Origin of the sequence: Microbacterium indicum DSM 19969 (assembly GCF_000422385.1) — a bacterium.
Classification (GTDB): Bacteria; Actinomycetota; Actinomycetes; order Actinomycetales; family Microbacteriaceae; genus Microbacterium; species Microbacterium indicum.
In genome coordinates this window covers 114,891-137,939 of sequence record NZ_KE383821.1, presented here as the reverse complement: position 1 = coordinate 137,939, position 23,049 = coordinate 114,891, and the positions used below count along the sequence as shown (strand labels likewise).

General features: G+C 69.0%; 25 protein-coding genes and 3 tRNA genes. 15 read left to right on the top strand and 13 right to left on the bottom strand.

The window, feature by feature from the left end; all coding sequences use genetic code 11:
* Positions 1-262: transposase (locus H576_RS17040; RefSeq protein ID WP_029151297.1), on the bottom strand; the 262-nt coding region annotated here is incomplete at its 3' end.
* 431 nt (positions 263-693) lie between these two features.
* Between H576_RS17040 and infA the strand changes: the two genes are divergently transcribed.
* From infA to H576_RS0113050, 7 genes are all read left to right on the top strand, one after another.
* Positions 694-912, top strand: coding sequence for a translation initiation factor IF-1 (gene infA, locus H576_RS0113080; RefSeq protein ID WP_029151296.1), 219 nt, complete (start codon positions 694-696; stop codon positions 910-912).
* A gap of 61 nt (positions 913-973) precedes the next feature.
* Complete coding sequence (gene rpmJ, locus H576_RS0113075) at positions 974-1,090, top strand: 50S ribosomal protein L36 (RefSeq protein ID WP_029151295.1); 117 nt, start codon at positions 974-976, stop codon at positions 1,088-1,090.
* A gap of 154 nt (positions 1,091-1,244) precedes the next feature.
* Positions 1,245-1,619, top strand: a complete 375-nt coding sequence (gene rpsM, locus H576_RS0113070) for a 30S ribosomal protein S13 (protein WP_029151294.1) — start codon at positions 1,245-1,247, stop codon at positions 1,617-1,619.
* 19 nt (positions 1,620-1,638) lie between these two features.
* On the top strand, positions 1,639-2,037 hold the full coding sequence (gene rpsK, locus H576_RS0113065; protein ID WP_029151293.1) for a 30S ribosomal protein S11: 399 nt from the start codon (positions 1,639-1,641) through the stop codon (positions 2,035-2,037).
* Between the two features lie 147 nt (positions 2,038-2,184).
* A complete protein-coding gene (locus H576_RS0113060) occupies positions 2,185-3,174 on the top strand; it encodes a DNA-directed RNA polymerase subunit alpha (protein WP_029151292.1) in 990 nt (329 codons plus the stop codon).
* 33 nt (positions 3,175-3,207) lie between these two features.
* Positions 3,208-3,741, top strand: coding sequence for a 50S ribosomal protein L17 (rplQ, locus tag H576_RS0113055; RefSeq protein ID WP_029151291.1), 534 nt, complete (start codon positions 3,208-3,210; stop codon positions 3,739-3,741).
* A gap of 164 nt (positions 3,742-3,905) precedes the next feature.
* Positions 3,906-3,987, top strand: a tRNA-Tyr gene (locus H576_RS0113050).
* 1,063 nt (positions 3,988-5,050) lie between these two features.
* Here the strand turns inward: H576_RS0113050 and H576_RS0113040 are convergent.
* The 6 genes from H576_RS0113040 to H576_RS0113015 all read right to left on the bottom strand — a co-directional run bounded on the left by H576_RS0113040 (position 5,051) and on the right by H576_RS0113015 (position 9,870).
* Positions 5,051-5,560: a hypothetical protein gene (locus H576_RS0113040; protein ID WP_029151290.1), complete on the bottom strand. Its 510-nt coding sequence runs from the start codon at positions 5,558-5,560 to the stop codon at positions 5,051-5,053.
* A complete protein-coding gene (locus H576_RS16810) occupies positions 5,547-6,416 on the bottom strand; it encodes a helix-turn-helix domain-containing protein (protein WP_156888234.1) in 870 nt (289 codons plus the stop codon). The genes H576_RS0113040 and H576_RS16810 overlap by 14 nt, the downstream gene beginning before the upstream one ends.
* Positions 6,417-6,984: 568 nt before the next feature.
* Positions 6,985-7,227 (bottom strand): helix-turn-helix transcriptional regulator, encoded by a 243-nt coding sequence (locus H576_RS15880; protein WP_036320937.1) that lies wholly within the window; start codon positions 7,225-7,227, stop codon positions 6,985-6,987.
* Between the two features lie 149 nt (positions 7,228-7,376).
* Positions 7,377-7,955 (bottom strand): hypothetical protein, encoded by a 579-nt coding sequence (locus H576_RS0113025; RefSeq protein ID WP_029151287.1) that lies wholly within the window; start codon positions 7,953-7,955, stop codon positions 7,377-7,379.
* 53 nt (positions 7,956-8,008) lie between these two features.
* Positions 8,009-8,512, bottom strand: a complete 504-nt coding sequence (locus H576_RS0113020) for a hypothetical protein (protein WP_029151286.1) — start codon at positions 8,510-8,512, stop codon at positions 8,009-8,011.
* A gap of 50 nt (positions 8,513-8,562) precedes the next feature.
* Positions 8,563-9,870 carry a tyrosine-type recombinase/integrase gene (locus H576_RS0113015; protein ID WP_029151285.1) on the bottom strand — a complete coding sequence of 436 codons (1,308 nt, stop codon included), beginning with the start codon at positions 9,868-9,870 and terminating at the stop codon, positions 8,563-8,565.
* 296 nt (positions 9,871-10,166) lie between these two features.
* Here H576_RS0113015 and H576_RS15875 point away from each other — a divergent pair, with 296 nt between their 5' ends.
* From H576_RS15875 to H576_RS17035, 3 genes are all read left to right on the top strand, one after another.
* Positions 10,167-11,009: a hypothetical protein gene (locus H576_RS15875; protein WP_051172774.1), complete on the top strand. Its 843-nt coding sequence runs from the start codon at positions 10,167-10,169 to the stop codon at positions 11,007-11,009.
* A gap of 41 nt (positions 11,010-11,050) precedes the next feature.
* Positions 11,051-11,851, top strand: coding sequence for an inositol monophosphatase family protein (locus H576_RS0113005; RefSeq protein WP_029151284.1), 801 nt, complete (start codon positions 11,051-11,053; stop codon positions 11,849-11,851).
* A gap of 179 nt (positions 11,852-12,030) precedes the next feature.
* Positions 12,031-13,110, top strand: coding sequence for a M23 family metallopeptidase (locus H576_RS17035; RefSeq protein WP_051172772.1), 1,080 nt, complete (start codon positions 12,031-12,033; stop codon positions 13,108-13,110).
* Positions 13,111-13,171: 61 nt separating this feature from the next.
* Here the strand turns inward: H576_RS17035 and H576_RS0112995 are convergent, their stop codons facing one another.
* Together H576_RS0112995 and H576_RS0112990 are read right to left on the bottom strand one after the other, a co-directional pair.
* Positions 13,172-14,305, bottom strand: coding sequence for a Gfo/Idh/MocA family protein (locus H576_RS0112995; protein ID WP_029151283.1), 1,134 nt, complete (start codon positions 14,303-14,305; stop codon positions 13,172-13,174).
* Complete coding sequence (locus tag H576_RS0112990; RefSeq protein ID WP_029151282.1) at positions 14,302-15,126, bottom strand: sugar phosphate isomerase/epimerase family protein; 825 nt, start codon at positions 15,124-15,126, stop codon at positions 14,302-14,304. The genes H576_RS0112995 and H576_RS0112990 overlap by 4 nt, the downstream gene beginning before the upstream one ends.
* A 112-nt stretch (positions 15,127-15,238) precedes the next feature.
* Between H576_RS0112990 and H576_RS0112985 the strand changes: the two genes are divergently transcribed.
* On the top strand, positions 15,239-15,838 hold the full coding sequence (locus H576_RS0112985; protein ID WP_029151281.1) for a TetR/AcrR family transcriptional regulator: 600 nt from the start codon (positions 15,239-15,241) through the stop codon (positions 15,836-15,838).
* Between the two features lie 71 nt (positions 15,839-15,909).
* Here the strand turns inward: H576_RS0112985 and H576_RS0112980 are convergent, their stop codons facing one another.
* Positions 15,910-17,196 (bottom strand): MFS transporter, encoded by a 1,287-nt coding sequence (locus tag H576_RS0112980; RefSeq protein WP_029151280.1) that lies wholly within the window; start codon positions 17,194-17,196, stop codon positions 15,910-15,912.
* 171 nt (positions 17,197-17,367) lie between these two features.
* Here H576_RS0112980 and H576_RS0112975 point away from each other — a divergent pair.
* From H576_RS0112975 to H576_RS0112960, 4 genes are all read left to right on the top strand, one after another.
* Positions 17,368-17,439 (top strand) — tRNA-Thr (locus H576_RS0112975).
* A 20-nt stretch (positions 17,440-17,459) separates the two neighbouring features.
* Positions 17,460-17,533, top strand: a tRNA-Met gene (locus H576_RS0112970).
* A 431-nt stretch (positions 17,534-17,964) separates the two neighbouring features.
* Positions 17,965-20,178: an MMPL family transporter gene (locus H576_RS0112965; protein ID WP_084502736.1), complete on the top strand. Its 2,214-nt coding sequence runs from the start codon at positions 17,965-17,967 to the stop codon at positions 20,176-20,178.
* On the top strand, positions 20,175-20,603 hold the full coding sequence (locus H576_RS0112960) for a pyrimidine dimer DNA glycosylase/endonuclease V (protein WP_029151278.1): 429 nt from the start codon (positions 20,175-20,177) through the stop codon (positions 20,601-20,603). Before H576_RS0112965 ends, H576_RS0112960 begins: the two co-directional genes overlap by 4 nt.
* Positions 20,604-20,723: 120 nt before the next feature.
* Here the strand turns inward: H576_RS0112960 and H576_RS0112955 are convergent, their stop codons facing one another.
* From H576_RS0112955 to H576_RS0112945, 3 genes are read right to left on the bottom strand one after another with little or no spacing between them, the layout of a single operon-like run.
* Positions 20,724-21,905 carry a ferrochelatase gene (locus H576_RS0112955; RefSeq protein WP_036320934.1) on the bottom strand — a complete coding sequence of 394 codons (1,182 nt, stop codon included), beginning with the start codon at positions 21,903-21,905 and terminating at the stop codon, positions 20,724-20,726.
* A 2-nt stretch (positions 21,906-21,907) separates the two neighbouring features.
* Complete coding sequence (locus H576_RS15865; protein WP_036320932.1) at positions 21,908-22,768, bottom strand: prenyltransferase; 861 nt, start codon at positions 22,766-22,768, stop codon at positions 21,908-21,910.
* On the bottom strand, positions 22,758-23,048 hold the full coding sequence (locus H576_RS0112945; RefSeq protein ID WP_245559189.1) for a lycopene cyclase domain-containing protein: 291 nt from the start codon (positions 23,046-23,048) through the stop codon (positions 22,758-22,760). The genes H576_RS15865 and H576_RS0112945 overlap by 11 nt, the downstream gene beginning before the upstream one ends.
* Position 23,049 lies beyond the last annotated feature (1 nt).

Here is a 23,049-nt window from a genome sequence, read left to right as displayed (position 1 = left end):
ACGCCGCCGCGCGGCGGAGGACCTCGTTCTCCTGCTCGAGCAGACGGTTCCGCTTCTTCAGCTCACGGATCTCCGCCGCCTCGGTCCGCGACTGGCCGGGCTTCGGACCTTCATCGATGTCAGCGCGACGTATCCACTTCTGCAGCGTCATTGGGTGAACACCGAAGTCTTTCGCGATCTGCTCGATCGTCACTCCGGGCTCACGGTTCCGCGCGACGCGCACAACGTCGTCACGGAACTCGGACGGGTAGGGCTTGGGCACAGCAACATCCTTCCAGGCCCACCCCGCGGGCAAGCCAAATCAGATGTCACCTATCCGTGCAGCAGTCCCGACGTTGTGCCCGTAGCGCTCGCTTGTCGACCTCGCGATGGTACCGATCTGGGTGGCCACGAACCTGCGCTGCACCCATCGACCTTCGTCATCTGCCTCGCGGCTCTCCTCCGGATCTTCGGCACCGCCCAGCTGCGCCTCGACACCCTCGGCAGGTTGTTCTGATCGGCGCGCGCACCTCGCGAGCTGACGGCTGGGAGATCCCCGGATCTCTACCACGCTCTGACACGCCCAGGTTGTAGAACCTGGGCGTGTCGTCTACCATAGATCTTTGGTGCTTTGCGCCTGCTTCGGCATGCGCGCCTGCGCCATCCACCCATTCACCGCAGACCGGTCGGTCTGCTCAGAAGGTTAGCGAGTCTATGGCTAAAGACGGTGTCATCGAGATCGAAGGCACGGTGTCCGAGGCGCTGCCCAACGCGATGTTCCGCGTCGAGCTCACCAACGGCCACAAGGTGCTGGCCACGATCTCGGGAAAGATGCGGCAGAACTACATCCGCATCATCCCCGAAGACCGTGTCGTCGTGGAGCTCAGCCCCTACGACCTCACGCGCGGGCGCATCGTCTACCGCTACCGCTGATCCCGACCGGGAAGTAACGACCCGCGCCCGCGCGGGTACGAAGACAGCGATAGGAACACCCATGAAGGTCAAGCCCAGCGTCAAGCCCATGTGCGAGCACTGCAAGGTGATTCGCCGCAACGGCCGCGTCATGGTGATCTGCAAGTCCAACCCGCGTCACAAGCAGCGCCAGGGCTGACGCCCCGTCGCCGCTTGCGGCAGAGGTGAGACGCACCTCCCACAACTGAACATCTGAACGGCAGGATCAGATCCCACTCCGGTGGGGGACACCTCGGGGCGGAGGCCCGAGCACCGATCCTGCTCCACACCTCCACAAGCACAGGAGAGATCGCATGGCACGTCTTGCCGGCGTCGACATCCCGCGCGAGAAGCGCGTGGTGATCGCACTCACGTACATCTACGGCATCGGCCGTACCCGCTCCGTCGAGGTCCTCTCGAACACGGGCATCGACGAGAACATCCGCGTCAAGGACCTGACCGACGACCAGCTCGTCGCGCTCCGCGACGCGATCGAGGGCACCTACAAGGTTGAGGGTGACCTCCGCCGCGAGGTCGCCGCCGACATCCGCCGCAAGGTCGAGATCGGCTCCTACGAGGGTCTCCGCCACCGTCGCGGCCTTCCGGTGCGCGGTCAGCGCACCAAGACCAACGCGCGCACCCGCAAGGGTCCGAAGCGCACGGTCGCCGGTAAGAAGAAGGCTCGCTAAGGGTTTATAGGAGATCACAATGGCAACGCCGAAGACCGCCGCGCGCAAGCCGCGCCGCAAGGAGAAGAAGAACGTCGCACTGGGCCAGGCCCACATCAAGTCGACGTTCAACAACACGATCGTCTCGATCACCGACCCCTCGGGCGCCGTCCTGAGCTGGGCTTCGTCGGGTGGCGTGGGCTTCAAGGGCTCGCGCAAGTCGACCCCCTACGCCGCCGGCATGGCCGCCGAGGCCGCTGCGCGTCAGGCGCAGGACCACGGCGTCAAGAAGGTCGACGTCTTCGTCAAGGGCCCGGGTTCGGGTCGCGAGACGGCGATCCGTTCGCTGCAGGCCGCTGGCCTCGAGGTCGGCTCGATCTCGGACGTCACGCCCCAGGCGCACAACGGTTGCCGTCCCCCGAAGCGCCGCCGCGTCTGAGCACGCTCTCGCCGGAGCGTCGGCCCTCGTGGCCGGCGCCCCGGCGACACGTCGTTCCACCCGCGCGCCTCGGCGCGCACGAGTCACAACTCAAGACCTCATTCACCAAGTGTCATATAGCGGGCACTTGATCGAAAGGAACACATAGTGCTCATCGCACAGCGTCCCACTCTGACCGAGGAGAAGATCTCCGAGTTCCGCAGCCGGTTCGTCCTCGAGCCGCTCGAGCCCGGGTTCGGCTACACGATCGGCAACTCGCTGCGCCGCAGCCTGCTGTCGTCGATCCCCGGCGCGGCTGTCACGAGCGTCCGCATCGACGGCGTGCTCCACGAGTTCAGCACCATCCCCGGCGTCGTCGAGGACGTCACGCAGATCATCCTCAACGTGAAGCAGCTCGTCGTCTCGAGCGAGCGCGACGAGCCGATCACGGCGTACCTCCGCAAGATGGGCGCCGGCGAGGTCACGGCGGGCGACATCTCGGCCCCCGCGGGCGTCGAGGTGCACAACCCCGAGCTCGTCATCGCCACGCTGAACGACAACGCCAAGTTCGAGCTCGAGCTCACCATCGAGCGCGGCCGCGGCTACGTGTCGGCCGGTCAGAACCGCAACGAGTACGCCGAGGCCGGCCAGATCCCGGTCGACTCGATCTACTCGCCCGTCCTGAAGGTCTCGTACCGCGTCGAGGCCACGCGCGCCGGTGAGCGCACCGACTTCGACAAGCTCGTCCTCGATGTCGAGACCAAGCCCTCGATCGCGCCCCGCGACGCCGTCGCCTCGGCCGGTCGCACGCTGGTCGAGCTGTTCGGTCTCGCCCGCGAGCTGAACGAAGAGGCCGAGGGCATCGAGATCGGCCCCGCGCCGGTCGCCGAGGTCCTCACGAACGAGCTCTCGATGCCCATCGAGGACCTCGATCTGTCGGTTCGCTCGTACAACTGCCTCAAGCGCGAGGGAATCAACACGGTCAGCGAGCTCGTCGCCCTCTCGGAGACGCAGCTCATGAACATCCGCAATTTCGGTCAGAAGTCGGTGGACGAGGTGCGCGACAAGCTCACCTCGCTCGGACTGTCGCTGAAGGACTCGGTCCCCGGTTTCGACGGGTCGAACTTCTACGGCGGCTACGACGACGAGACGCTCTGATCCACCTCTCTTCTGATTCTGGAGAACTGAGATATGCCTAAGCCCACGAAGGGTGCCCGCCTCGGTGGCGGAGCCGCACACGAGCGTCTGATCCTCGCGAACCTCGCGTCGGCGCTTTTCACCAACAAGTCGATCAAGACGACCGAGACCAAGGCCAAGCGCCTGCGTCCCGTCGCCGAGCGACTCGTCACGTTCGGCAAGCGCGGCGACCTCGCCTCGCGTCGTCGCGCGCTGTCGATCCTCCGCGACAAGACGGCCGTCTACGAGCTGTTCGACGTCATCGCGCCGCAGGTCGCCGACCGTGAGGGCGGCTACACCCGCATCACGAAGGTCGGAAACCGCAAGGGCGACAATGCGCCCATGGCCGTGATCGAGCTCGTCCTCGAGCCCGTCACGCCCAAGGTCAAGAAGGCCGCTCCGGCCGCCGAGGAGGCCCCCGTCGAGGCCCCCGCCGAGGTCGTCGAGGAGGCCCCCGTCGAGGAGGCCGCCACGGAGGAGGCCGCCGAGGCTCCCGCCGCTGACGAGGCTCCCGCCGCTGACGAGGCTCCCGCCGAGGACGCCAAGTAAGCACCGCCCGCTGAGCGCCCCCGGATCCTCGGACCCGGGGGCGCTCGCGTCTTCAGGCGATTCCCCGGCGCGCCCGGCCCTCTCGATTTCTCCCGTGCCGCGGGGGAGCGTATGCTTGATGCTTGCGCCTCCGGTTGGCTGGGAAAGTTGGTCGGGTGCGTCTTGGTAGGTTGTCCGAGCGGCCAAAGGAATCTGACTGTAAATCAGACGGCTCAGCCTTCGGGGGTTCGAATCCCTCACCTACCACGCCAGGGAAACCCCCGGTCATGACCGAAAATCATGACCGGGGGTTTTCGTTTGCGTAGATCGCGGTAGCGCGGCGTGCCATAACTTTGCCACTACGGGCCGCAGAATGCGCCCGCGGTAGTTGGGCCCCGGGTCTCGATCGGCGCTCGATCGCACGTCCTCCGGCGGTGGGAGCGGTTTTCGTCAGATCCGACGAAAAGGGCCCCGCTGGCACTTCCGATCAGAAGTGAGCAGAAGTCCTCGCCTACGCGTCTCGTGCTCGGGGCGCACGCCGCGCGCAGTCGACAGCCACAGGGGTGCGCGCGACTCGCACGCGCCCTCAGAGCGTTTCGCGCACGAGCGGGCGACGGGCCGAGTACCGCCACGCTGCGGGGGAGGGCGCGCGACCCAGCGTGCGCGGCTCCTACCAAAGCGACACGCGCCCCTAGAAACCGGCCACCCAGATGCAACCCGCTCAGAAGTGCGCGGGTTCTCGAGCACCTCGTCTCGCACGTTCGGAAGGGTCGCGTTTGAAACGCGACCCTTCCGAACGACGATGCCCGCGCGCACCTGCTCGCAGCTCACACCGACAGCGGGGGGCGATCGTACGAGCGTCCACCGGCTCTGAGCGATCGACTCCCGGGTGCTCCTCCCGCACGTCACGCGCGAGCCTCAGCGGCTCGTCACCCACCCGGGCCGCGAGGCGCGCGGCGCACGCTCGCGGGCGACGCGTCTCGCGCTCCTTGCCGCGCAGTGCTGACCATGCTGACCCCTCCGACAAGATGGTCGCCCCAGCACCCTCCCCGCCGGAGGCAGTGCCGTCGGCCGGCGCGCGGCCGAGGCGGTCGAGCAGGATGATTCCTCGACCCCGCGAAAACGTCCGGCGGGACTTCTCTCCATTCCTTCGGGGAGAAAAAAAGTACTGGGGACGGGGTCTAGCCCAGGGCTTGAGCCCGAATTTTTTCGAGCCAGCGGGGGAGGAACCTCGCTGCGCGCACGCGCACGCGCACGCGCGTGCGAGGTGGTCGGCCTGTCCCGGCCTCGTCGTCGGGCGACGGCGGGCCGGGACGGCCGGCGGACGACGCTAGGGCATCCGAGCACGGCTCTTCGTGGCGTGAGCGGCTCTCCGCCCTGCGTCGACCCGCGCACGGTAGGACGGATCGGAACGGTACCGTTCGCGCTTCGATGCCTTCTGCGCCCGCTGCGCTGCTAGCTTGGCCTCGCGGTACGCCGGATCAAGGTAGTAGCGCTCCCGCCGCCGCTCCGAGTCCGCCGCATTGCGGCACGCATTCGAGCAGTACCGGCTGCGACGCGATGGGAGCGGCTTGGAGCAGACGACGCACAGCCCGAACAGCTGCGGATGCCGCGTTTCCTCGAGCTCGTCGGCCGTCCCCGCGAGCAGCACAGCCAGGTGTCCCAGCGCGGCTGACAGCCCCAGCACGAGAGCAGATCCGCCGTCAACGTCAACATCCGCACCGTCGGCGCTCAGCGCGAGCTGAATCGTTGAGGCGATGCGCTCGCCGCGGGTGCCGGGATCGCGATCGTCAGTGGCGATGACCCCCAGGTCGAGGGCGAGGCTTTCAGGGTCGAGCATCTGCGGCGGATCCTTCCTGCGCGTACATCGGTACCTGCGGCGAGCGCTTTCCTTCTTGTGAGTCGGTCCGTCGTTCGATGCATCCCATGCAGGTGCCGTCAGTGAGCCAGCGGTGCACGTGCTCGGGTGGCGGGGTGAGCGCGTTCTGCCAGGCGGTGTCGGTCGGTGGGCGAAGCATTGTCTCGAGGGGGTCATCCCATCGCTCTTCGCGGATCCATGCGGCGAGCGCGGGAACGTATCTCTTCCTGGCGGGATCGAGCGTTGCTCCGTATGCGGCTGCGTGGCGGGCGATCTGGTCGGCAAGCCAGTCGGGGTCGTGAATCTTCGTGGCGGTCGCGAACGCGGCCTCGGCGGGCTTGCGTCGTGTCTGTTTCGGCCAGGATCCCCACGCGCGCGCGAACGCGTCGCGAATCGCGTCGCGTGAGAGTTCTTGTCCTTGGTCTTCTTCTGTGCTGGTCTTCTTGTCCTTGGTCTTCTTAGGGGTCGGATTACCCGTTGACGGGTGACCCGTTGACGGGTGACCCGTTGACGGGTGACCCGTTGACGGATAATCCCGCAACGGTGGTTCCTGTAGCAGGAAGTCGGTTTCGGCGAACCTGCCGTCATTGTCGTGTCGTTGCTCGCGTCTGAGGTAGCCCGCGTTCTCGAGCTCTCGGATCGCGGCTCGGATTGCGTCGACGCCGTCGGGCCCTGCTGCGGCGATCTGCTCGATGCTGGTCTTCCAACCGGCCCGGTGCGTCATGAGCTCGGCGAGCACTCCTCGGGCCTTGTGGGAGAGGCGTGCGTCACGTAGCCATGCGTTCGGGATCTGCGTGTAGTTCGCTTCGAAGGTGAGCTCGACGCGGGTGATGCTCATCGCGTGGCCCTCCCTTCGTGGGGAGTGGCAGCTGTTGACGGGGCGAGCCCCCATATCCTCGCGGGGTTCCCGAGGCGTGAGAGGCCACGCCCGACGAGCACGACGCGGCCGGCCTTCGTGAGGGTGGACCGCGCGGAGCGGATGCGCTGCGGGGTGACGGCCGGGAGCCGCGCGGCGAGGTATGCCTGATGCAGAGAGTCGTCAGTCATGGGGCCGACGTCCAACAGCCGGACGATCGCGGACTCGACGTGGCCGGTCGAGCGCTTCGCCCGGTGGTACGACTCATGCGATGTTGACGGCAGATCGACGGTGCGCGGCTTCGACGGGCTCGCGCTCGAGGTTGAGAGCGGGTGCGTCTCCGGAGCGTCGTTGTATCCAGCTCGCGATTCAAACGCGATCTGGCCGAACAGGGGGAGCGGCGGTTGCACGATCGCTCCGCAGGTCTCGCAGAGCGCTCCGGTCGCGACGCCATGCGAGCACGTGCCGTCCTGTACCCTGGCCCCGTCTCGATCCCCAGAGATTCCAGCCGCCTGAGTTGACCCGCTCGGGCGGCTTTCTCGTGTGCGGTTCACAGCGAGGCCGCCGAGGTGATCGGGGTGCCCCACGCCAGCAGCGAGGTCGTCTCGATTCGAAGCGCGCGCGGACCCATGCGGCGCGCGCGAATCTCTCCGGCGGCGATAGCGTTCCGGACCGCCCATCGGGACAGGCCGGTGAGGTCGCACGCGACGGTGATCGTGATGAAGGGCGGCAGTGCGGCGGTGTCGAGCTGCTTGAGTTCGGTCGTGGGGTAAGTAGCTGCGGTTGCAGTCATTTCGTCTCCTGCGGCTTGCGTGCCGTGGAAGACGAAACGGACGTCGCCACGGCACAGAAAGTGCCGCAGGTGACGCCCGCGGAAGGTCTTGGTCCCAGTCGGCCGGGACGCGCTCAGCCTACCAGGACGCGTATCCCCGTGCCTAGCTACTACTTGACGTCGAGTAGCAGCATGAGCGGAATCTCATGGACCCCGCCGTGGGCCGCGCGGTCGACGACGTCGAGCAGCGCGTTCCAGCGAATGCGGACGTTTCTGCCGCAGTCGCAGCGAAGGACGAAAGAGAGGTCGTAGCGGCCATACGTCTGCGCCCCTTTGCCGTTCGGAAGGCGACGACCGTCCCGCTGACGCACGGTGCGCAGATCGACAGGCCACGTCCATGCGCCCATGCCCCGGAGCGAGTACTCGACCGCCCATGTCCCCGGCGGCATCCACTCCCCGTTACCCGGCGAGGCTCTCCGACCGCGAGCGACCGCTTCGAGTTCTGCCAGCCGCGCGGCGGCGTCCGGGTGCGTGTGATGCAGGAACGTCCACTCCGTCCGCGGTCTCTCCTGCCAGTCTCCCCCGCCCGCGTGCTCGCACACGATCGTGACCGCGAGAACGTCGGGCGCGGGGCTCTCGACCTTCGCCACGTCCACGGCGATGTCCAGGCGGTACAGCTGTCCATCCGGTCCGGTCATCTCCCGCCCCGTGCTCTGCGGCGAGCGCGTCTCGTCATCGGGTGCGGTCATGGGGTCTGCCTCCTCGCGGGGTTGTGATGGGGGAAGGCGCTCGCCGCAGAGCGCTACGCGATCACGGCGGCGGGCGCGGACCTCTCGGCTGCGGCGGGATCCGTGGGGGTCGTGCTCGAGACGGGCGCGGTGTTCGCGAGCATGGTGAAGCGGGAAGCGGCGTCTTCCGCGAGCTCCTCGAGAAACGTGGACGTCTCGTCCTCGGTGAGGATGCGACCGATCGAGACCGTGTCCGCCCCGTCGCGTCGTGTTCGCCACGGCATTGTCTCGAGCTCGAGCACGTTCCCGGCGACGTCGCGCAGAGTGCGGACCGCGAGCGGCAGGGCCCACACCGGTGCGTCTCGGGCGAGATACACGCTCGCCCGCCGCTCCGCCAGATCACGCACGAGGAAACCGTAGAACACCGAGGCGGTGAGCGTCGGCCACGTCGCGACGGCGTATTCGATGCGCTCGCTTAGCTTGACAAGGACGCGCAGCCGCCACCCGTCGAAGGTCTCCTCAACCACGGGGGAGAGCGGGCCCTGCGGCGAGCGCGGTCTGTCGTTGCGATCGGTCATGGTGATACCTCCGGACGTGATGATTCGTGGGACGCGCTCGCCGCAGGTGACTACGGTCGTGTGCCCGTGATGGGGGTGACTCGGGGCGGCGTGCGACGCGTGGGGATGCTCAGCCCGGCGGTGAGGTCGGCGAGGCGGTCGGCGGCGGTGTGCTGATAGACCATCGCGGCGGCGGGGGTCGAGTGGCCGAGGAATGCCATGGCGTCGCGCAGGGTGGCTCCGGACTGCGTGAACGCGGTTGCGGCGTAGGCGCGAAGGTCATGCTCGCGGACGGTCGACTCGAACCGGCCCGTAGGGTTCCCGTCGTCGTCGACCATGGGGCGGCGTACTCCGGCGGCGTCGCGGGCGACGTCCCAGGCTCGAGCCCACTCGCGGTCATGGACGTACTGTGATCGGCCAGCCGGAGCGAACACGAGCGACGCGGGGAAGTCGCCGACGTGCTCGGCGAGGTGCTCGGCGAGGTGCTGCGACACGTCGGCCGGGAGCGGCACGGTACGCACGCCCTCTGCAGACTTGGGCGGGCCGACGACCCATCCGTGCCCTGAGATCCATTGCGCGGCTCGCGTCACGCTCACGGCGGCTCTGGTCACGGTGTGACTGGTGCCGTCGTCGTCGACGAGGGTCGTTTCGAAGAACGTGACGTCCTGCCGCTCGAGGGCTCTCCACTCGGACAAGCGCAGACCGCCGACGGCGGCGAGCTCGAGGGCGAGGCGGAAGCGGGCCGGGATAGCGTCGAGCATGGTCACGAGCTCGTCCGAGGTCGGCGGGCGATGCGTGATGCCGGTCGTCGTCCTCGTGAGCGCGTTCGGTACGGGGTTCGCTGGGGCGATGCCGTCGGCGACAGCGGTCGTGAAGATCGCGCGCAACAGGCGGGCCTCTGCTCCGGCGGCGGTCGGATAGAGGCGGGCGCGCTCCGCGTGCCAGGTGCGCACGCGGGCCGCGGTGATGTCGCGCACGCGGTCGCCAGCGAACGGCGACAGGCCGGCCGAAAGCTGCCGCAGGTACTCAGTGCGGGTCTTCGCGCGGAGGGCCTCGCCTCGCGCGTTCCGTCGTTGCTCGATCCATGTCGTCGCGTAGGTGTCGAATCGCTCAGCGGCGGCTTGTTTCTCGTCGGCCTCGCGCTGACGTTCGGCGGTCGCCGGCGACACCCACGACCCGTCATCGATCGATCGGCGGATCCCGCGGAGCCATGCTCGAGCGTCGACCAGGGTTCCGAACGTCAGGGGTTTGTTGCTCTCGGTGCGGGCGGTGTAGTGCAGCCCATCGGGCCCCTGATAGCGGGCCTGGATCCGGCCGCTCGCGAGCTTGCGAACCGAGCCCCATTCCTCCCGTCGACCGCGCCTGGTGGCCTTCGCCATGACCCTGCCCCTTCCCCTCCGTGCCACAATTTTGCCACAACTCTCCTGCCCGTGCCATATCTCCCCGCACTTTGCTGACAGTCGTGGATCGCAGTCTTTCCCAGTCGAGACAACGGATCACGGCGGAATCACGCGGGAGCCGGATTCTCCGCGTTGCCTGACTGTAAATCAGACGGCTCAGCCTTCGGGGGTTCGAATCCCTCACCTACCACGTAACGATCGAAACCCGGATCCCCTGCGGATCCGGGTTTCGTCGTCTCCGGGTGCGATGATGGGGGCGTCCACGAGGAGGCGCCATGTCCGATCCGCAGATGCCCACCGCTCCGCAGCCGATCCCGCCGCGATCCGCGACGATCGCGCCGCCCGAGCCCGCCATGCCGAAGCTCCTCCGCGCCGCCATGTGGGTCGCGATCGGCGCCCTCATCGCCGCGGCGATCCTCTGCGTCGTGTGGGTCCTCGCCTCGCCGGACGGAGACGTCATCGGGCGCGCGTTCTGCACCATCGCGCTGCTCGCGGGCTTCGCGGGCGTGGCCCTCGGCGACGCGCACGCCGCCGCTCACCGGCCCGACTGGGTCGTCGTCGCGAGCATGATCGCCTGGATCGCGGCGCTCCTGGCGGGGCTCACGATCAGCTGGTCCGACTGGTCCTGGGAGAGCTGGGGCTTCTGGTTCCAGAAGCTCATCCACCTCGGCGTCATCGTCGCGGTCCTGCAGCTCGCGCTCGTGCAGCAGCGCCTGATGTGGCGCGCGGTCGGGCGCTTCCCGACGGCGTTCAACCGCGCGGCCGGCAGCGTCACGGCCGTGTTCCTCGTCGCGCTCGTCGCGATGATCGTGGTGTACCTCACGGTGCCGTATGCGCTCGACTACCCCGACATCTACGGTCGCATCATCGTCTCGCTTGCGATCCTCTCGGCCGTCGGCACCGCGATCATCCCGCTCGTGACGGCGCTCTTCGCGCCGAAGGCGCCCCGCCCCGCACCTCCCGCCCCCGCCGCGGCGGCCGAGCCGCTGCCATGGCCGATGCACGCCGACGGGGTCACGCCGCTCCCGATGCTCCCGAACGGCCAGCCCGACTTCGAGGCCGCACGCACGGGCGTGCTCTCGCCCGGATCGCGCCCGTTCCCGCCCCAGCCGCGCTGACCCGGCGTGGGGCGCGGCGCGGATCCCCGTAGCCTGGGGGCATGAGCCTCGAGACGGAGCTGCGGGACCTGGCGCGCGAGATCGCGATCGAGGCGGGCGCCCTCGCGCATCGACGCCGCCGGGAGGGCGTCACGATCGCCGAGCGCAAGTCGTCGCTCGCCGACATCGTCACGGAGGCCGACCGCGAGGTCGAGCTGCTCGTGCGCGAGCGCATCGCGGCGGCCCGCCCGGACGACGGCGTGCTGGGCGAGGAGGGCGGCACCGAGCGCGGCTCCTCCGACGTGCTGTGGGTCGTCGACCCCATCGACGGAACCGTCAACTACGCGCAGGGCATGCCGAGCTGGGGCGTGAGCATCGCGGCCGTCACGGGCGGCGAGAGCCTGAGCGCCTGGACGGCTCTCGCGGGCGTCGTGCGCGCCCCGGCGCTCGGCGAGACCTACGCGGCAGCGCGGGGCGAGGGATCCGTCGTCGAGGTCGACGGCACGACGTCGCGCCTCGCCGTCGCGGCCGAGCACCCCGCCGGTGCGCTCCTCGCGACGGGCTTCGGCTACGACCCGCGCACGCACGCCGGCGACATCGAGACGGTGCGGCGCGTCATGCCGATCGCGCGCGACGTGCGGCGGATCGGCGCCGCGTCGGTCGACCTCGCGTACGTCGCCGCCGGTCGCCTCGACGGCTACTTCGAGCGCGGCCTCAAGCCGTGGGACGTCGCGGCCGGCGCGCTCATCGTCGAGGAGGCCGCGGGAGCGGTGCGCGAACTGCCCGCCGACGCCTTCGGCCGGATCATGACGATCGCGGGATCCGCGGGCCTCGTCGACGAGATCGCGGGCCTCGTTCTCTGACCTCACCAGGGCGGAACCTGCCCGAGCGGTGGAAAGCGGCTGGACGATCCGTTCCCGAGTTGGCGATCCCGCGGCCCACCCACTACGGTTTTATCAGTTCGTTACCTCGCTCCCCCGCAGGGTTCGACTGACCCGATCTCCGACTCGTCCCCCGGCGAGCCTGCCGAAAGCGCACCCTGTTGACCCCTGAGAACTCCGCCGCCGAGCCCGCACGGCCGCTCACGCGCCGTGAGCTGCGCGAGCGCCGCGCCGCGGGGATCCCCGTGGTCGATGCGCCCGAGGAGCAGCCGGTCGCCGCATCGACGATGCCCAACGTGGCCGAGACGACCGAGCCCGCCTCCGCCGACGCGTTCAGCGACGCGGCGGGCGCCCTGGGCTTCACGGGCCGGCCGGCGCCGGTGCGCACGGCGGCCCCCGCGCCGACCCGCCGCGCGCGGCCCGCGGCGAAGGTCCTGCGCACGCCGTTCCGCCGCTTCGCGGCCGCGACGGGATCCCTCGCCGCGCTCGGCGCCGTCGCCCTCCTCGCCGTCGGCACGACGATCCCGATCGGCTCGCACGCGATCGCCGAGGCGGCGGTGACGACGCCGGCCGACGACGCGAGCGCGGCCGACCAGACGGTCGCCGAGGCCGCGGGCGAGCAGCTGCAGGGCTACGTGGCCGGATCCGACATCGCCGAGCAGCCGCTCGACCACATCGACGGCTACTCGGCCTCCACCTACGCGTCGGTCGCGAGCGCCGACGGCATCAGCACGGCCAACGCGTTCTACACGAACGACCCCATGGCCGACGTGCAGTACCCCTTCGTCGTCGGCACGAGCATGAGCTCGGGCTACGGCATGCGCTGGGGCCGCCTGCACGAGGGCATCGACTTCACGCCGGGCGAGGGCGCGCCCGTCCAGGCCATCGCCGACGGCGTCGTCCGCACCGCGACCGAGGCGGGCGGCGCATACGGCGTCACGGTCTACATCGACCACATCATCGACGGCCAGCTCGTCACGAGCCACTACGCGCACATGCTGTACGGCTCGCTGCAGGTCGAGGACGGCGACACCGTCGAGGTCGGCGACGTCATCGGCAACGTCGGCAACACGGGCCGGTCCTACGGCGCGCACATGCACTTCGAGATCATCATCAACGGCTCGACGACCGATCCGCAGCCGTGGCTCGAGGAGCACGCGGGCGAGCGCCTGTCGAAGGAGGACCGCGCCGCGATGCGCGCGGCCGAGACCGAGCAGCTCGGCGCCGTCTTCGACGACTGAGGCGCGGCGACACGGAAGGGGCGGGGATCCGAAGATCCCCGCCCCTTCCGTGCATCGCGCGTCAGAGGGTCTGCGCGAACGGGTCGAAGTCGAGCGGCATCGTGGGGATGGCGTCGACCGAGCTCTCGATGTCGAGGAACGCGCCGCCCTGCGCGGCCGACTCCTCGGCCGAGAGCATGACGTCGAGCACGTGGTAGCCGACCTTGCCGTTCGCGCGGTGGTCGCGCCCCTCGGCGATCGCGCGCACCATGTCGAGCAGGCCCAGGCCGCGGCCCGTGACGACGCCCTCGAGCTCCAGCTCGATGGTCTCCTGCTCCTGCGGCTTGCCGTCGCCGTCCATGCCCGGGATCGGCTTGATCAGGGTGATCGTGCCCTCGAACATGTTCGGGTCGGGCACGATGAGCGTGCCCTCGGTGCCGTACACCTCGAAGATCCCCTGGCGGAAGAGCGACGAGTCGTTCGACAGCAGGCTCTGCGACTGCTGACCGGCCTCGAACGCCGTGAGCACCTGGATCGTCGAGGGGACCTCGACGGGGAACTCGGCCCCGACGTCAGGGCCGACCTTGACGGTGCGGGTCTCCCGGCCCTTGAGCCCGAGGGCCGCGACCTTCTTCACCGAGCCGAACAGGTTCACGAGCGCAGTGAAGTAGTACGGGCCCATGTCGAGCAGCGGGCCGGCGCCCTTCGCGAAGAGGAACGAGGGGTTCGGGTGGAAGAGATCCGGCCCCTGGTACTGCATCTGCGTCGTCGCGAACAGCGGCGTGCCGATGAGCCCGCGGTCGATCGCGCGCTTCGCGGTCTGCACGCCCGGGCCGAGCACGGTGTCGGGCGCGATGCCGAGGCGCAGGCCCGCGTCGTCGGCCTGCTTCAGCAGGGCCGCCGTCGACTCGCGGTCGAGGCCGATCGGCTTCTCGCTCCACACGTGCTTGCCGGCCGCGAGGGCCTGCGACGAGATCTCCGCGTGCGTCTGCGGCAGCGTGAGGTTGACGACGACCTGCACGCGCGGGTGCTTCAGGACGTCCTCGCCCGTGCCGAACTCGGCGACGCCGTACTTCTCAGCCTGCGACTTCGCGCGCTCGACGACGATGTCGCCGAGGATGACGACCTCGACGTCGGGGAACTTCGTGAGGTTCGAGAGGTACTGATCGCTGATCATTCCGGCGCCGATGAAACCGACGCCCACGGGCCCGGTCATGCGGCGAGGGCCTCGTTCTTCAGGAAGTCGAAGCTGGCCTTGATGTCCTCGAACACGTCGCCCGGGGCATTGTCGTACTCGATGACGGCGAGCTGGATGCTCTCGTTCGCGCGGATGGCGTCGGCGAGGGGGACCTCGGCGGTGCCGGCGTGGCGCTGGTCGAGCTCGCGCGACGCGAACTCGGCCGACGCCTCGGGGCCCCAGGGGTTCGGGACCTTCACGCCGTCCTTGACGTGGACGGCGACGAGGCGGGATCCGAGCTGGCGCGACAGCGCGACGACGTCCTGGTCGCCGACGTAGGCCCAGAACAGGTCGAGCTCGAGGGCGATCGACTCGTCGAGCTGCGCGATCGCGCGCTCGTACGCCGTCTTGCCGTCGAACGACGCGACGAACTCCTGCGCGTGGTTGTGGTACCCGACCGTGAGGCCGAAGGTCTTCGCGACCTCGTTCGCGGCGTTGAGGCGCGCGGCGATGTCGTCGACGCCCTCGGCCGTCGCCCAGCGCTCGGCGGGGACGAACGGGTCGATGACCGTCTTCATCCCGATCGTGGCGGCGGCCTCGAAGACGACCTCGGGGGCGGGAGTGGGGATCTCGCCGTCGGGCGTCCACAGGGTGTCGCTCAGGAGCGGGGCGTGGCCCGTCGGCGAGGCGAGGCCGCTCGCGTCGAGCGCGGCGCGCAGCTGCGGGGCGCGGTTCACGAAGTCGAAGGCCTCGACGTTCTTCAGGCCGATCGCGGCCAGCTTGTCGAGGGATCCGCCCATGTCAGCGGAGAACTGCTCGGCCAGCGAGTAGAGCTGGACGGAGGGGATGGGAAGCGTCATCGGATTCCTGCTTTCGCACGTCGTCGTTCAAAAGACACGGCCAGCGCCGTTGCCGCAACGTTATCACCAAAACTAACCGACCGGAGGTTTTCCGCCAGGTAACGTGAGGATCATGGCCATGGACGGTGACGCCCCGATCGGGCGCAGCGGCGCGTACGCCAAGGGCGTGGCGCGTCGGCAGGAGATCCTCGACCGCGCGATCGAGGTGTTCGCCGAACGCGGCGCCGCCGGGACCTCGCTGCGGCAGATCGCCCAGGCGATCGGCGTCTCGCACGCCGCGCTGCTGCACTACTTCGACTCGCGCGAGCAGCTGCTCGTCGCCGTGTACGACCACGCCGAGTCGGGGCGCGACCGCGGAGGGCAGACCGCGAGCGGCGCCGTCGACCTCATGGTCGAGGCCGCGGTGCACAACGTCGCCGTGCCCGGCATGGTGCAGCTCTACTCGACCCTCGTCGCGGCGGCCCTCGAGGACGGGGCGGGGGAGAGCCGCCCCTTCTTCACCGACCGATTCGAGCGCGTGCGCGGCGACTCGGCCCGGCGGATCCGCGAGGAGCAGAAGCGCGGCACCGTGCGCAACGACATCGACGCCGAGTCGCTCGCGTCGATGCTCATCGCGATCTCCGACGGGCTCCAGACGCAGTGGCTCCTGGACCCGTCGATCGACCTCGAGGGGACCCTCGCGAAGTTCCAGGACCTCATCGCGCCGCGCTGACCCGCGCCCCGGACGACGAAGCGCCCGCCGACCCCGCGCGAGGGGTCGACGGGCGCTTCGGCCGCGAAGTGTTACTTGACCTTCTTGATGGGGATCACGGCGAGCGCGCCGAGGACGCAGACGACGCCGGCGGCCCACAGCAGAGCCGTGTAGTTCGAGTTGTCGCTCACGCCGATGCCCAGGAAGAGCGGTCCGATCGCCGGGGCGATGGACTGAGGCAGCGCGTTGGCGATGTTGATGACACCGAGGTCCTTGCCGGGGAGGTCGGCGTTCGGGAGCACGTCGATCACGAGCGCCTGGTCGACGGCGAGGTAGATGCCGTAGGCGAGGCCCATGACCACCTCGGCGATGTAGAAGTGCGCGACGTCGTCGGCGTGGGCGAGGATCACAAGGCCGACGCCGAAGAGTGCGGTCGAACCGCCGACGAAGATCTTGCGTCTTCCGAGCCGATCAGAGAGCCGGCCTGCGATCGCGGTGCCGACGAGGAGGGCGATCGTGTAGTAGAGCACGCCGAGCGCAACGGCCGCCGTCGCGTCCTGAAGCGAGAGCCCGATGTGATCCTGCATGTAGAGCAAGCGGTAGGTGGTGAACATGAACGTCGCGAGGATGATCGCGAACCGCGACCACCAGGCCAGGCCGAAGTCCGGATTCTTGATGGGGTTGGTCCAGAACGAGCTGATCAGGTTCAGCCAGGTGAACGGCTTGAGCTTGTAGGTCGGGAGCTCGTCCTTGCAGGTGAAGGTGTAGATCACGATCGCGATCACCGCGATGATGCCGGGGAGGATGAACAGCACCGGCATGTTCCCGACGAAGAACACCGTGAGGTAGGTGCCGCCGAGGATCGCGACGTTCTGTGCGACCGCGATCAGGCTGGATCCGAGGCCGCGCTGGAACTGAGGAACGTTGTCCGCGAAGCTCGCGACGAGCGATGCGAGGGTGGTGTTGGCGGCGAGCTGGCAGAGCAGCCAAGCGAAGATCAGGCTCGTCTGATCCTCGGAGAACGCCACCCAGGCGAGTCCTCCGAGAAAGACGATGACGCCGGACAGCAGCCAAGGGCGACGGCGGCCCCACCGGGTGCGGGTTCGGTCGCTGAGCGCGCCGGCGAGCGGGTTCGCGATGAGCGCCCCGAGTGCGCCGATCGAGAGGACCGGCTGCAGGAGGGCCGCGGGGTCGTCGGAGATCGTCTGGGCCTTGATCTGCATGCTGACGAGGACCGGTGTCATCAGCGCGAAGTAGAGCCCGAGATACCCGATGGTGAGGCCGACGAAGTACTTCGACGGTGCCCGCACCGATGCGACTGGCTGGGTCATGGGTTCGTTGGGGTCGGACGCTGACGGCTGCGTGAGCGGCTCAGACATTGACGCCTCCTTGAGTCAAATGAAAATACCAACCAGTGGTCAGTGACTCAGATGGTAGGTGATGTTCGACGGGTGCACAACCTCGTGACGGCGCGCAACGCCCGGGCTCCCTGATTCGACGACCCGCTGAGGGTTTGGTACGCTTACGGGGTTGCCCATTTTGCGGCGCACGCCCCGATAGCTCAGTGGTAGAGCACTTCCATGGTAAGGAAGGGGTCGTCAGTTCAATCCTGACTCGGGGCTCGCATCTACTCGATGTATGCGGCGGAGTAGCTCAGTTGGTGAGAGCGCACGACTCATAATCGTGAGGTCGTGGGTTCGAGTCCCACCTCCGCTACCGAAACAGCCTCCTTGAAACCCGGTCTGACCTGGAATTTTCAAGGAGGCTTTCTTGTTGAACCATGACCCTGCCGCCACCCCCGATGGCACACGCGCCCCTACGGAACCCCCTCTGGAGGCTGCGTGGGCCGTAGGCGCGGCCGCTGAAGGGGTCCTCCCTGTGCTCGGTCCTGTCTCCGCCGGTGCCTGACGAGTTTCAGCCAGGCCAGGGGAGGTCTCATCGGTGGTGCCGAATCGCCCGGGTCTCGGGGGTGGTCTGAAATGCGGAAAGGGTGGGGCGGGCGTGAGGAAAACTCGCCCGTGTCATTTGACGTCGATAGGCTTCGGGGACACTATGAGCGAGGGCACGCTCCTCGACGCCTCAGCAGGGCTGTCATCGGTTCCTCCAAGGGACCCCTGGGGTGGGCACGTCACCGAACGGAGCAGCATATGACCGGCCGTTCCCCGGAAACGTCGCTCCATCGCGACGGCGCACAGCCTCCCTTCCCTGCAGGCGCGCCCCCACGCTGGCTTCGGATCCTGCTCCCCGCCGTGCTCATCCTCGCGTGGCTCACTGCTGCGGCGATCGGCGGTCCGTACTTCGGCCGGGTGTCGGAGGTGTCGTCGAACGATCAGACGACCTATCTGCCGTCATCGGCGGACGCGACCCAGGTCCAGGCGCTGCTCGGCGAGTTCACCGACTCGGAGTCGATTCCGGCGATCGTCGTGTTCGCGGGCGAAGACGAGCTCACGAGCGACGACCTGTCGGCCCTGGGGGACGCGCTCGATGCGGCGACGTCGGTGCCCGGGTTGGAGGCGGACGTGTCACCCGTCATCCCCTCGCAGGACGGAACCGCAGCCCAGGCTTTCGTCCCCATCGCGGAGGACGCCGACGTCGGCGACGCCGTCGAGGCGCTGGGCGACACGCTGCGGGCCGACGCGGCGCCCGGCGTGAGCGTCTACGTCACGGGGCCGGCAGGGTTCAGCGCTGATCTGGTGGCAGGATTCGCCGGGATAGACGGTCTCCTGCTCGGCGTCGCGCTGCTGGCGGTGCTCATCATCCTCGTTCTCGTCTATCGGTCGGTCCTGCTTCCCGTGGCCGTGCTGTCGACGAGTCTGTTCGCGCTCTGTGTGGCGCTCCTCACGGTGTGGTGGCTGGCGAAAGCCGACATCCTGCTGCTGAGCGGGCAGACCCAGGGCATCCTGTTCATCCTCGTGATCGGGGCGGCGACCGACTACTCGCTTCTCCTCGTCTCGCGATTCCGGGAGGAGCTGCGCGCGACCACAGACAGGTGGGCCGCCGTGGTCAGAGCCACCAAGGGCTCCTTCGAGCCGATCCTCGCTTCGGGATGCACCGTGATCGCCGGTCTGATGTGCCTGTTGGTCAGCGACCTGAAATCGAACAGCGCGCTCGGGCCGGTCTCGTCGATCGGGATCGTGTTCGCCATGCTCTCCGCTCTCACCCTGCTGCCAGCGATCCTGCTCGTGTTCGGGCGAGCCGCATTCTGGCCGCGCCTCCCGAGGTACGAACCGGCGGCTGTGTCGAGCGAGGGCGGCCTGCCCGGCTCGGGGCTCTGGGCGAAGCTCGCCGCGATGGTGCGCCGCCGTCCCCGAGTGATCTGGATCCTCACGACCCTGGTCCTCGTCGCCGGGACGCTGGGCGTGACCCAGCTGAACGCGTCGGGCGTGCCTCAGTCGGACCTGGTGCTCGGATCCTCCGAGGCGAGAGACGGTCAGGAGGTGCTCGGCGAGCACTTCCCCCGCGGCTCGGGCAGCCCGGTGTACGTCGTCGTCGACGAGGCGCAGGCGGATGCCGCCGTGGATGTCCTTCTCGGGGAGCGCCGCGTCGACAGCGTGTCCGTCACGTCGGCCGATTCCCCCAGCGGCACGATGAGCGTCCCGGACGGCGGCCTGGCCGGCGGCGCGGACGAGGGAACCCCGGCGCCGACTGTGGTCGACGGCCAGGTGATGCTGCAAGCGACCCTCGACGACGCCGCCGACTCGGATGCCGCGGGGGAGACCGTGCGAGACCTGCGGGAGCAGCTCGCCGACGCTGCGCCGAGCGCGCTGGTGGGAGGCGTGACGGCGACGCTCGTCGACACCAACGACGCGTCCACGCGCGACAGGGGCCTCATCATCCCGATCGTGCTCGGGGTCATCGCGCTCATCCTCATGCTGTTGCTGCGATCGATCCTCGCCCCGATTCTCCTCGTCCTCACGACGCTTCTGTCGTTCGGAACCGCGATGGGGGTCTCGGCGCTCGTGTTCAACCACGTCTTCGACTTCCCCGGCGCCGACCCCGCGGTACCGCTGTACGGCTTCGTCTTCCTGGTCGCGCTCGGGATCGACTACAACATCTTCCTCATGACACGGGTGCGCGAGGAGTCGATCAGACACGGCACGCGCCAGGGCGTCCTCCGCGGCCTGTCGATCACGGGAGGCGTCATCACGTCGGCCGGTCTCGTGCTGGCGGCGACGTTCGCCGCGCTCTCCGTGATCCCGATCCTCTTCCTCGCCCAGCTGGCGTTCATCGTCGCGTTCGGAGTGGTGCTCGACACCTTCGTCGTGCGCACCCTGCTCGTCCCTGCGCTGTCGTACGACATCGGGCGCTCGATCTGGTGGCCGTCGAAGCTGAGCAGGGCAGACGACCGGGACGCGCGATGAGGCTGTGGTCGCTGCACCCGCGGCACCTCGACCGCGCGGGACTCATCGCCGAATGGCGAGAGGCGCTGCTCGCTCAGGCCGTGATCGCCGGGCGGACGAAGGGGTATCGGCACCATCCGCAGCTGTCGCGCTTCTCCGCGGCGGATGACCCGCTCAAGAGCATCGGCGCCTTGCTCGGGGGAATCAGGGACGAGGCGGCGGCACGGGGGTATCGCTTCGACGGGAGCAAGATCCTCGCGGGATCCCCGGAGGTGCCGCTCATCCCGGTCACGCAGGGGCAGCTCGATTTCGAGTGGATCCACCTCGGCGAGAAGCTCGCACGCCGCAGCCCGGCGGACGCCGATCGGTGGCAGCAGACGAGGCCCACGGCGCACCCGCTCTTCGCTGTGGTCGACGGGCCGATCGAGCCCTGGGAACGCCCGTAGGCACGGCCGAGCGCGGCGTGAGGACCGACAGCGCCGAGACCCCGTTACGGGGCGAAGCGGTCCGGTTCTCGCGGGCGATCACCGGACCGCTTCGCCCCGCTGAGGCGGGGCCGCGCGGCCTCAGGGAGCGACGCCGGCGGCGGCGGGCTTGAATCCCGCGCGGACGTTCTCGCAGCAGCCGGCGCGGCAGACATCGAACCAGGGGCCGAGCGTCGTGGCAGAGGGCCGTCGCTCCGGCTCAACCGCGGCGATCCGCTCTTCGACGAGGTCGACGATCCCGCGGACGAAGACCGGATCCGCGCCGGGTGTCGCCGTGCGCACCGCGCGGATCCCCACCTCGGCCGCCGCTTCCAGCGCCTCCGTGTCGAGATCCCACAGCACCTCCATGTGATCGCTGACGAAGCCGATCGGAGAGATCGCGATCGCGCCGACGCCCTCGCCGGGGAGCTGCGCGATCCGATCGCAGATGTCGGGCTCGAGCCAGGGCTGCGACGCGGGGCCCGAGCGCGACTGGTAGACGAGTTCCCACGCGACGTCGGCGAAGCGGTGATCCCGGGCCGCGACCCGCCGCATCACCTCCGCACCGACCGCGAGATGCTGCGCCTCGTACGCGCCTCCGGGGCCGAAGCCCCGATCCCGCGGCCCGGAGCGCTCGGCGTCCGTCATCGGAATCGAGTGCGTCGTGAACAGCACCCGCATCGTCTCGCCGCTCACCCCCTCGTCGGAGAACCCCGTGAGAGCCTCCACGACGCTGTCGACGAACGAATCGACGAAGCCCGGGTGATCGAAGAACTGCCGGATCTTGTCGATCGTGACGGTTCCGGCCAGGTCGGTCTCCTCCAGCACGCGCGCGAAGTCCTCGCGGTACTGGCGGCAGCTCGAGAACGAGCTGTAGGCGCTCGTCGCGAGTGCGAGCAGACGCGTGCGTCCTGAATCTGCCGCCTCGCGGATCGCGTCCGACAGGTACGGCTCCCAGTTGCGGTTGCCCCAGTAGACGGGCAGATCGATGCGGCGTGCGGCGAGCTCCGTCTCCAGCGCGGCCTTCAGCGCGCGGTTCTGGGCGTTGATGGGGCTGACGCCGTCGAAGTGACGGTAGTGGGTCGCGACCTCCTCGAGACGTTCGTCGGGGATGCCCCGCCCGCGCGTGACATTGCGCAGGAACGGGATCACGTCGTCCTGTCCCTCGGGGCCGCCGAAGCCGGCGAGCAGGATCGCGTCGTATGCCTGGGGCGTCGCCGCAAAGGGCGCGCCAGAAGCGGAGGCGGGGGAAGCGTGCGGAACGGGGGTCATGTTCTTCTCCATGTTCAGGGGGTCGTGAGCGCGTACCCGATGAGAAGCATCGTCACCAGGAAGCCGCAGAGGTAATTGATCCAGAGGAAGCGGCGCCAACCGCGGTTCGCGCGACCCGACTCCTCATCGGAGACGCGCGCGAACGGCCCGGCGGCGAACAGGTAGGGGACGACGAGCAGCGCCGCCCCGGCACCGGGCCAGCCGGTCGTGAGCATGAGGGCGCCGGCGAGCGTCCAGAGCGCGAGGGCGAGCCGCACCGTCCTGGCCGCGCCCAGCACGGTCGCGATCGACGCGATCCCGCCCTCGCGATCGGGCACGACGTCCTGCACCGCGCCGAACGCGTGGCTCGCCGCGCCCCAGAGGAAGAAGGCGACGAGGATCGTCCCCGCGGTGGGCCCGGGCAGCTCGCCGGCCAAAAGGATCCCGTAGAGCGCGGGCGAGCAGAAGTGCACACTCGAGGTGATCGAGTCGAGAACGGGGATCTCTTTGAAGCGGAACGGCGGCGCCGAGTACGCCACGAGGGCGAACAAGCTCACGGCGAGGGCGACCCACGACAGGGGCGGGCCGATCACGACGAGCGCGATGACGAACGGCACGCACGCCAGCGCCGCGCCGACGAGCAGCGGCCGGTGCCGCGACGGGTCGAGCAGCGCTCCCTCGACGCCGCCCTTGCGCGGGTTCGCGATGTCCGAGGCGTAGTCGAAGACGTCGTTGATCCCGTACATCGCGAAGTTGTAGGGGATGAGGAAGAAGACCGTGCCGATCACGAGGGCCGCGTCGACCTGGCCCGCCACGAGCAGGTACGCGGCCGCGAAGGGGAACGCCGTGTTGATCCAGCTCAGCGGGCGCGAGGCGGCCACCAGCTCAGCGATCATCGTTCCTCCTCACGCCGGACCACAGCGCCGGCAGCAGGATCACCGCGGCCAGCGGATACGCGAAATCTTCGATCGGGGCGAGGCCGATCCGCGGGCCGAGCAGATGCGCGTCGGCATAGGTGAACAGGCCCGCGGCGATCATGACTGTGTCGAAGGCGGCGGTGAGCGCGCAGAGCGCCAGCGCTCCCGCGGCGAGGGCGAGTGCGCTCACGCGCTCGCCGCGGCGGGCGGCGAGGACAGCGGTCGCGACCGCGATCGCGAGGAAGATCGCCGACAGCACG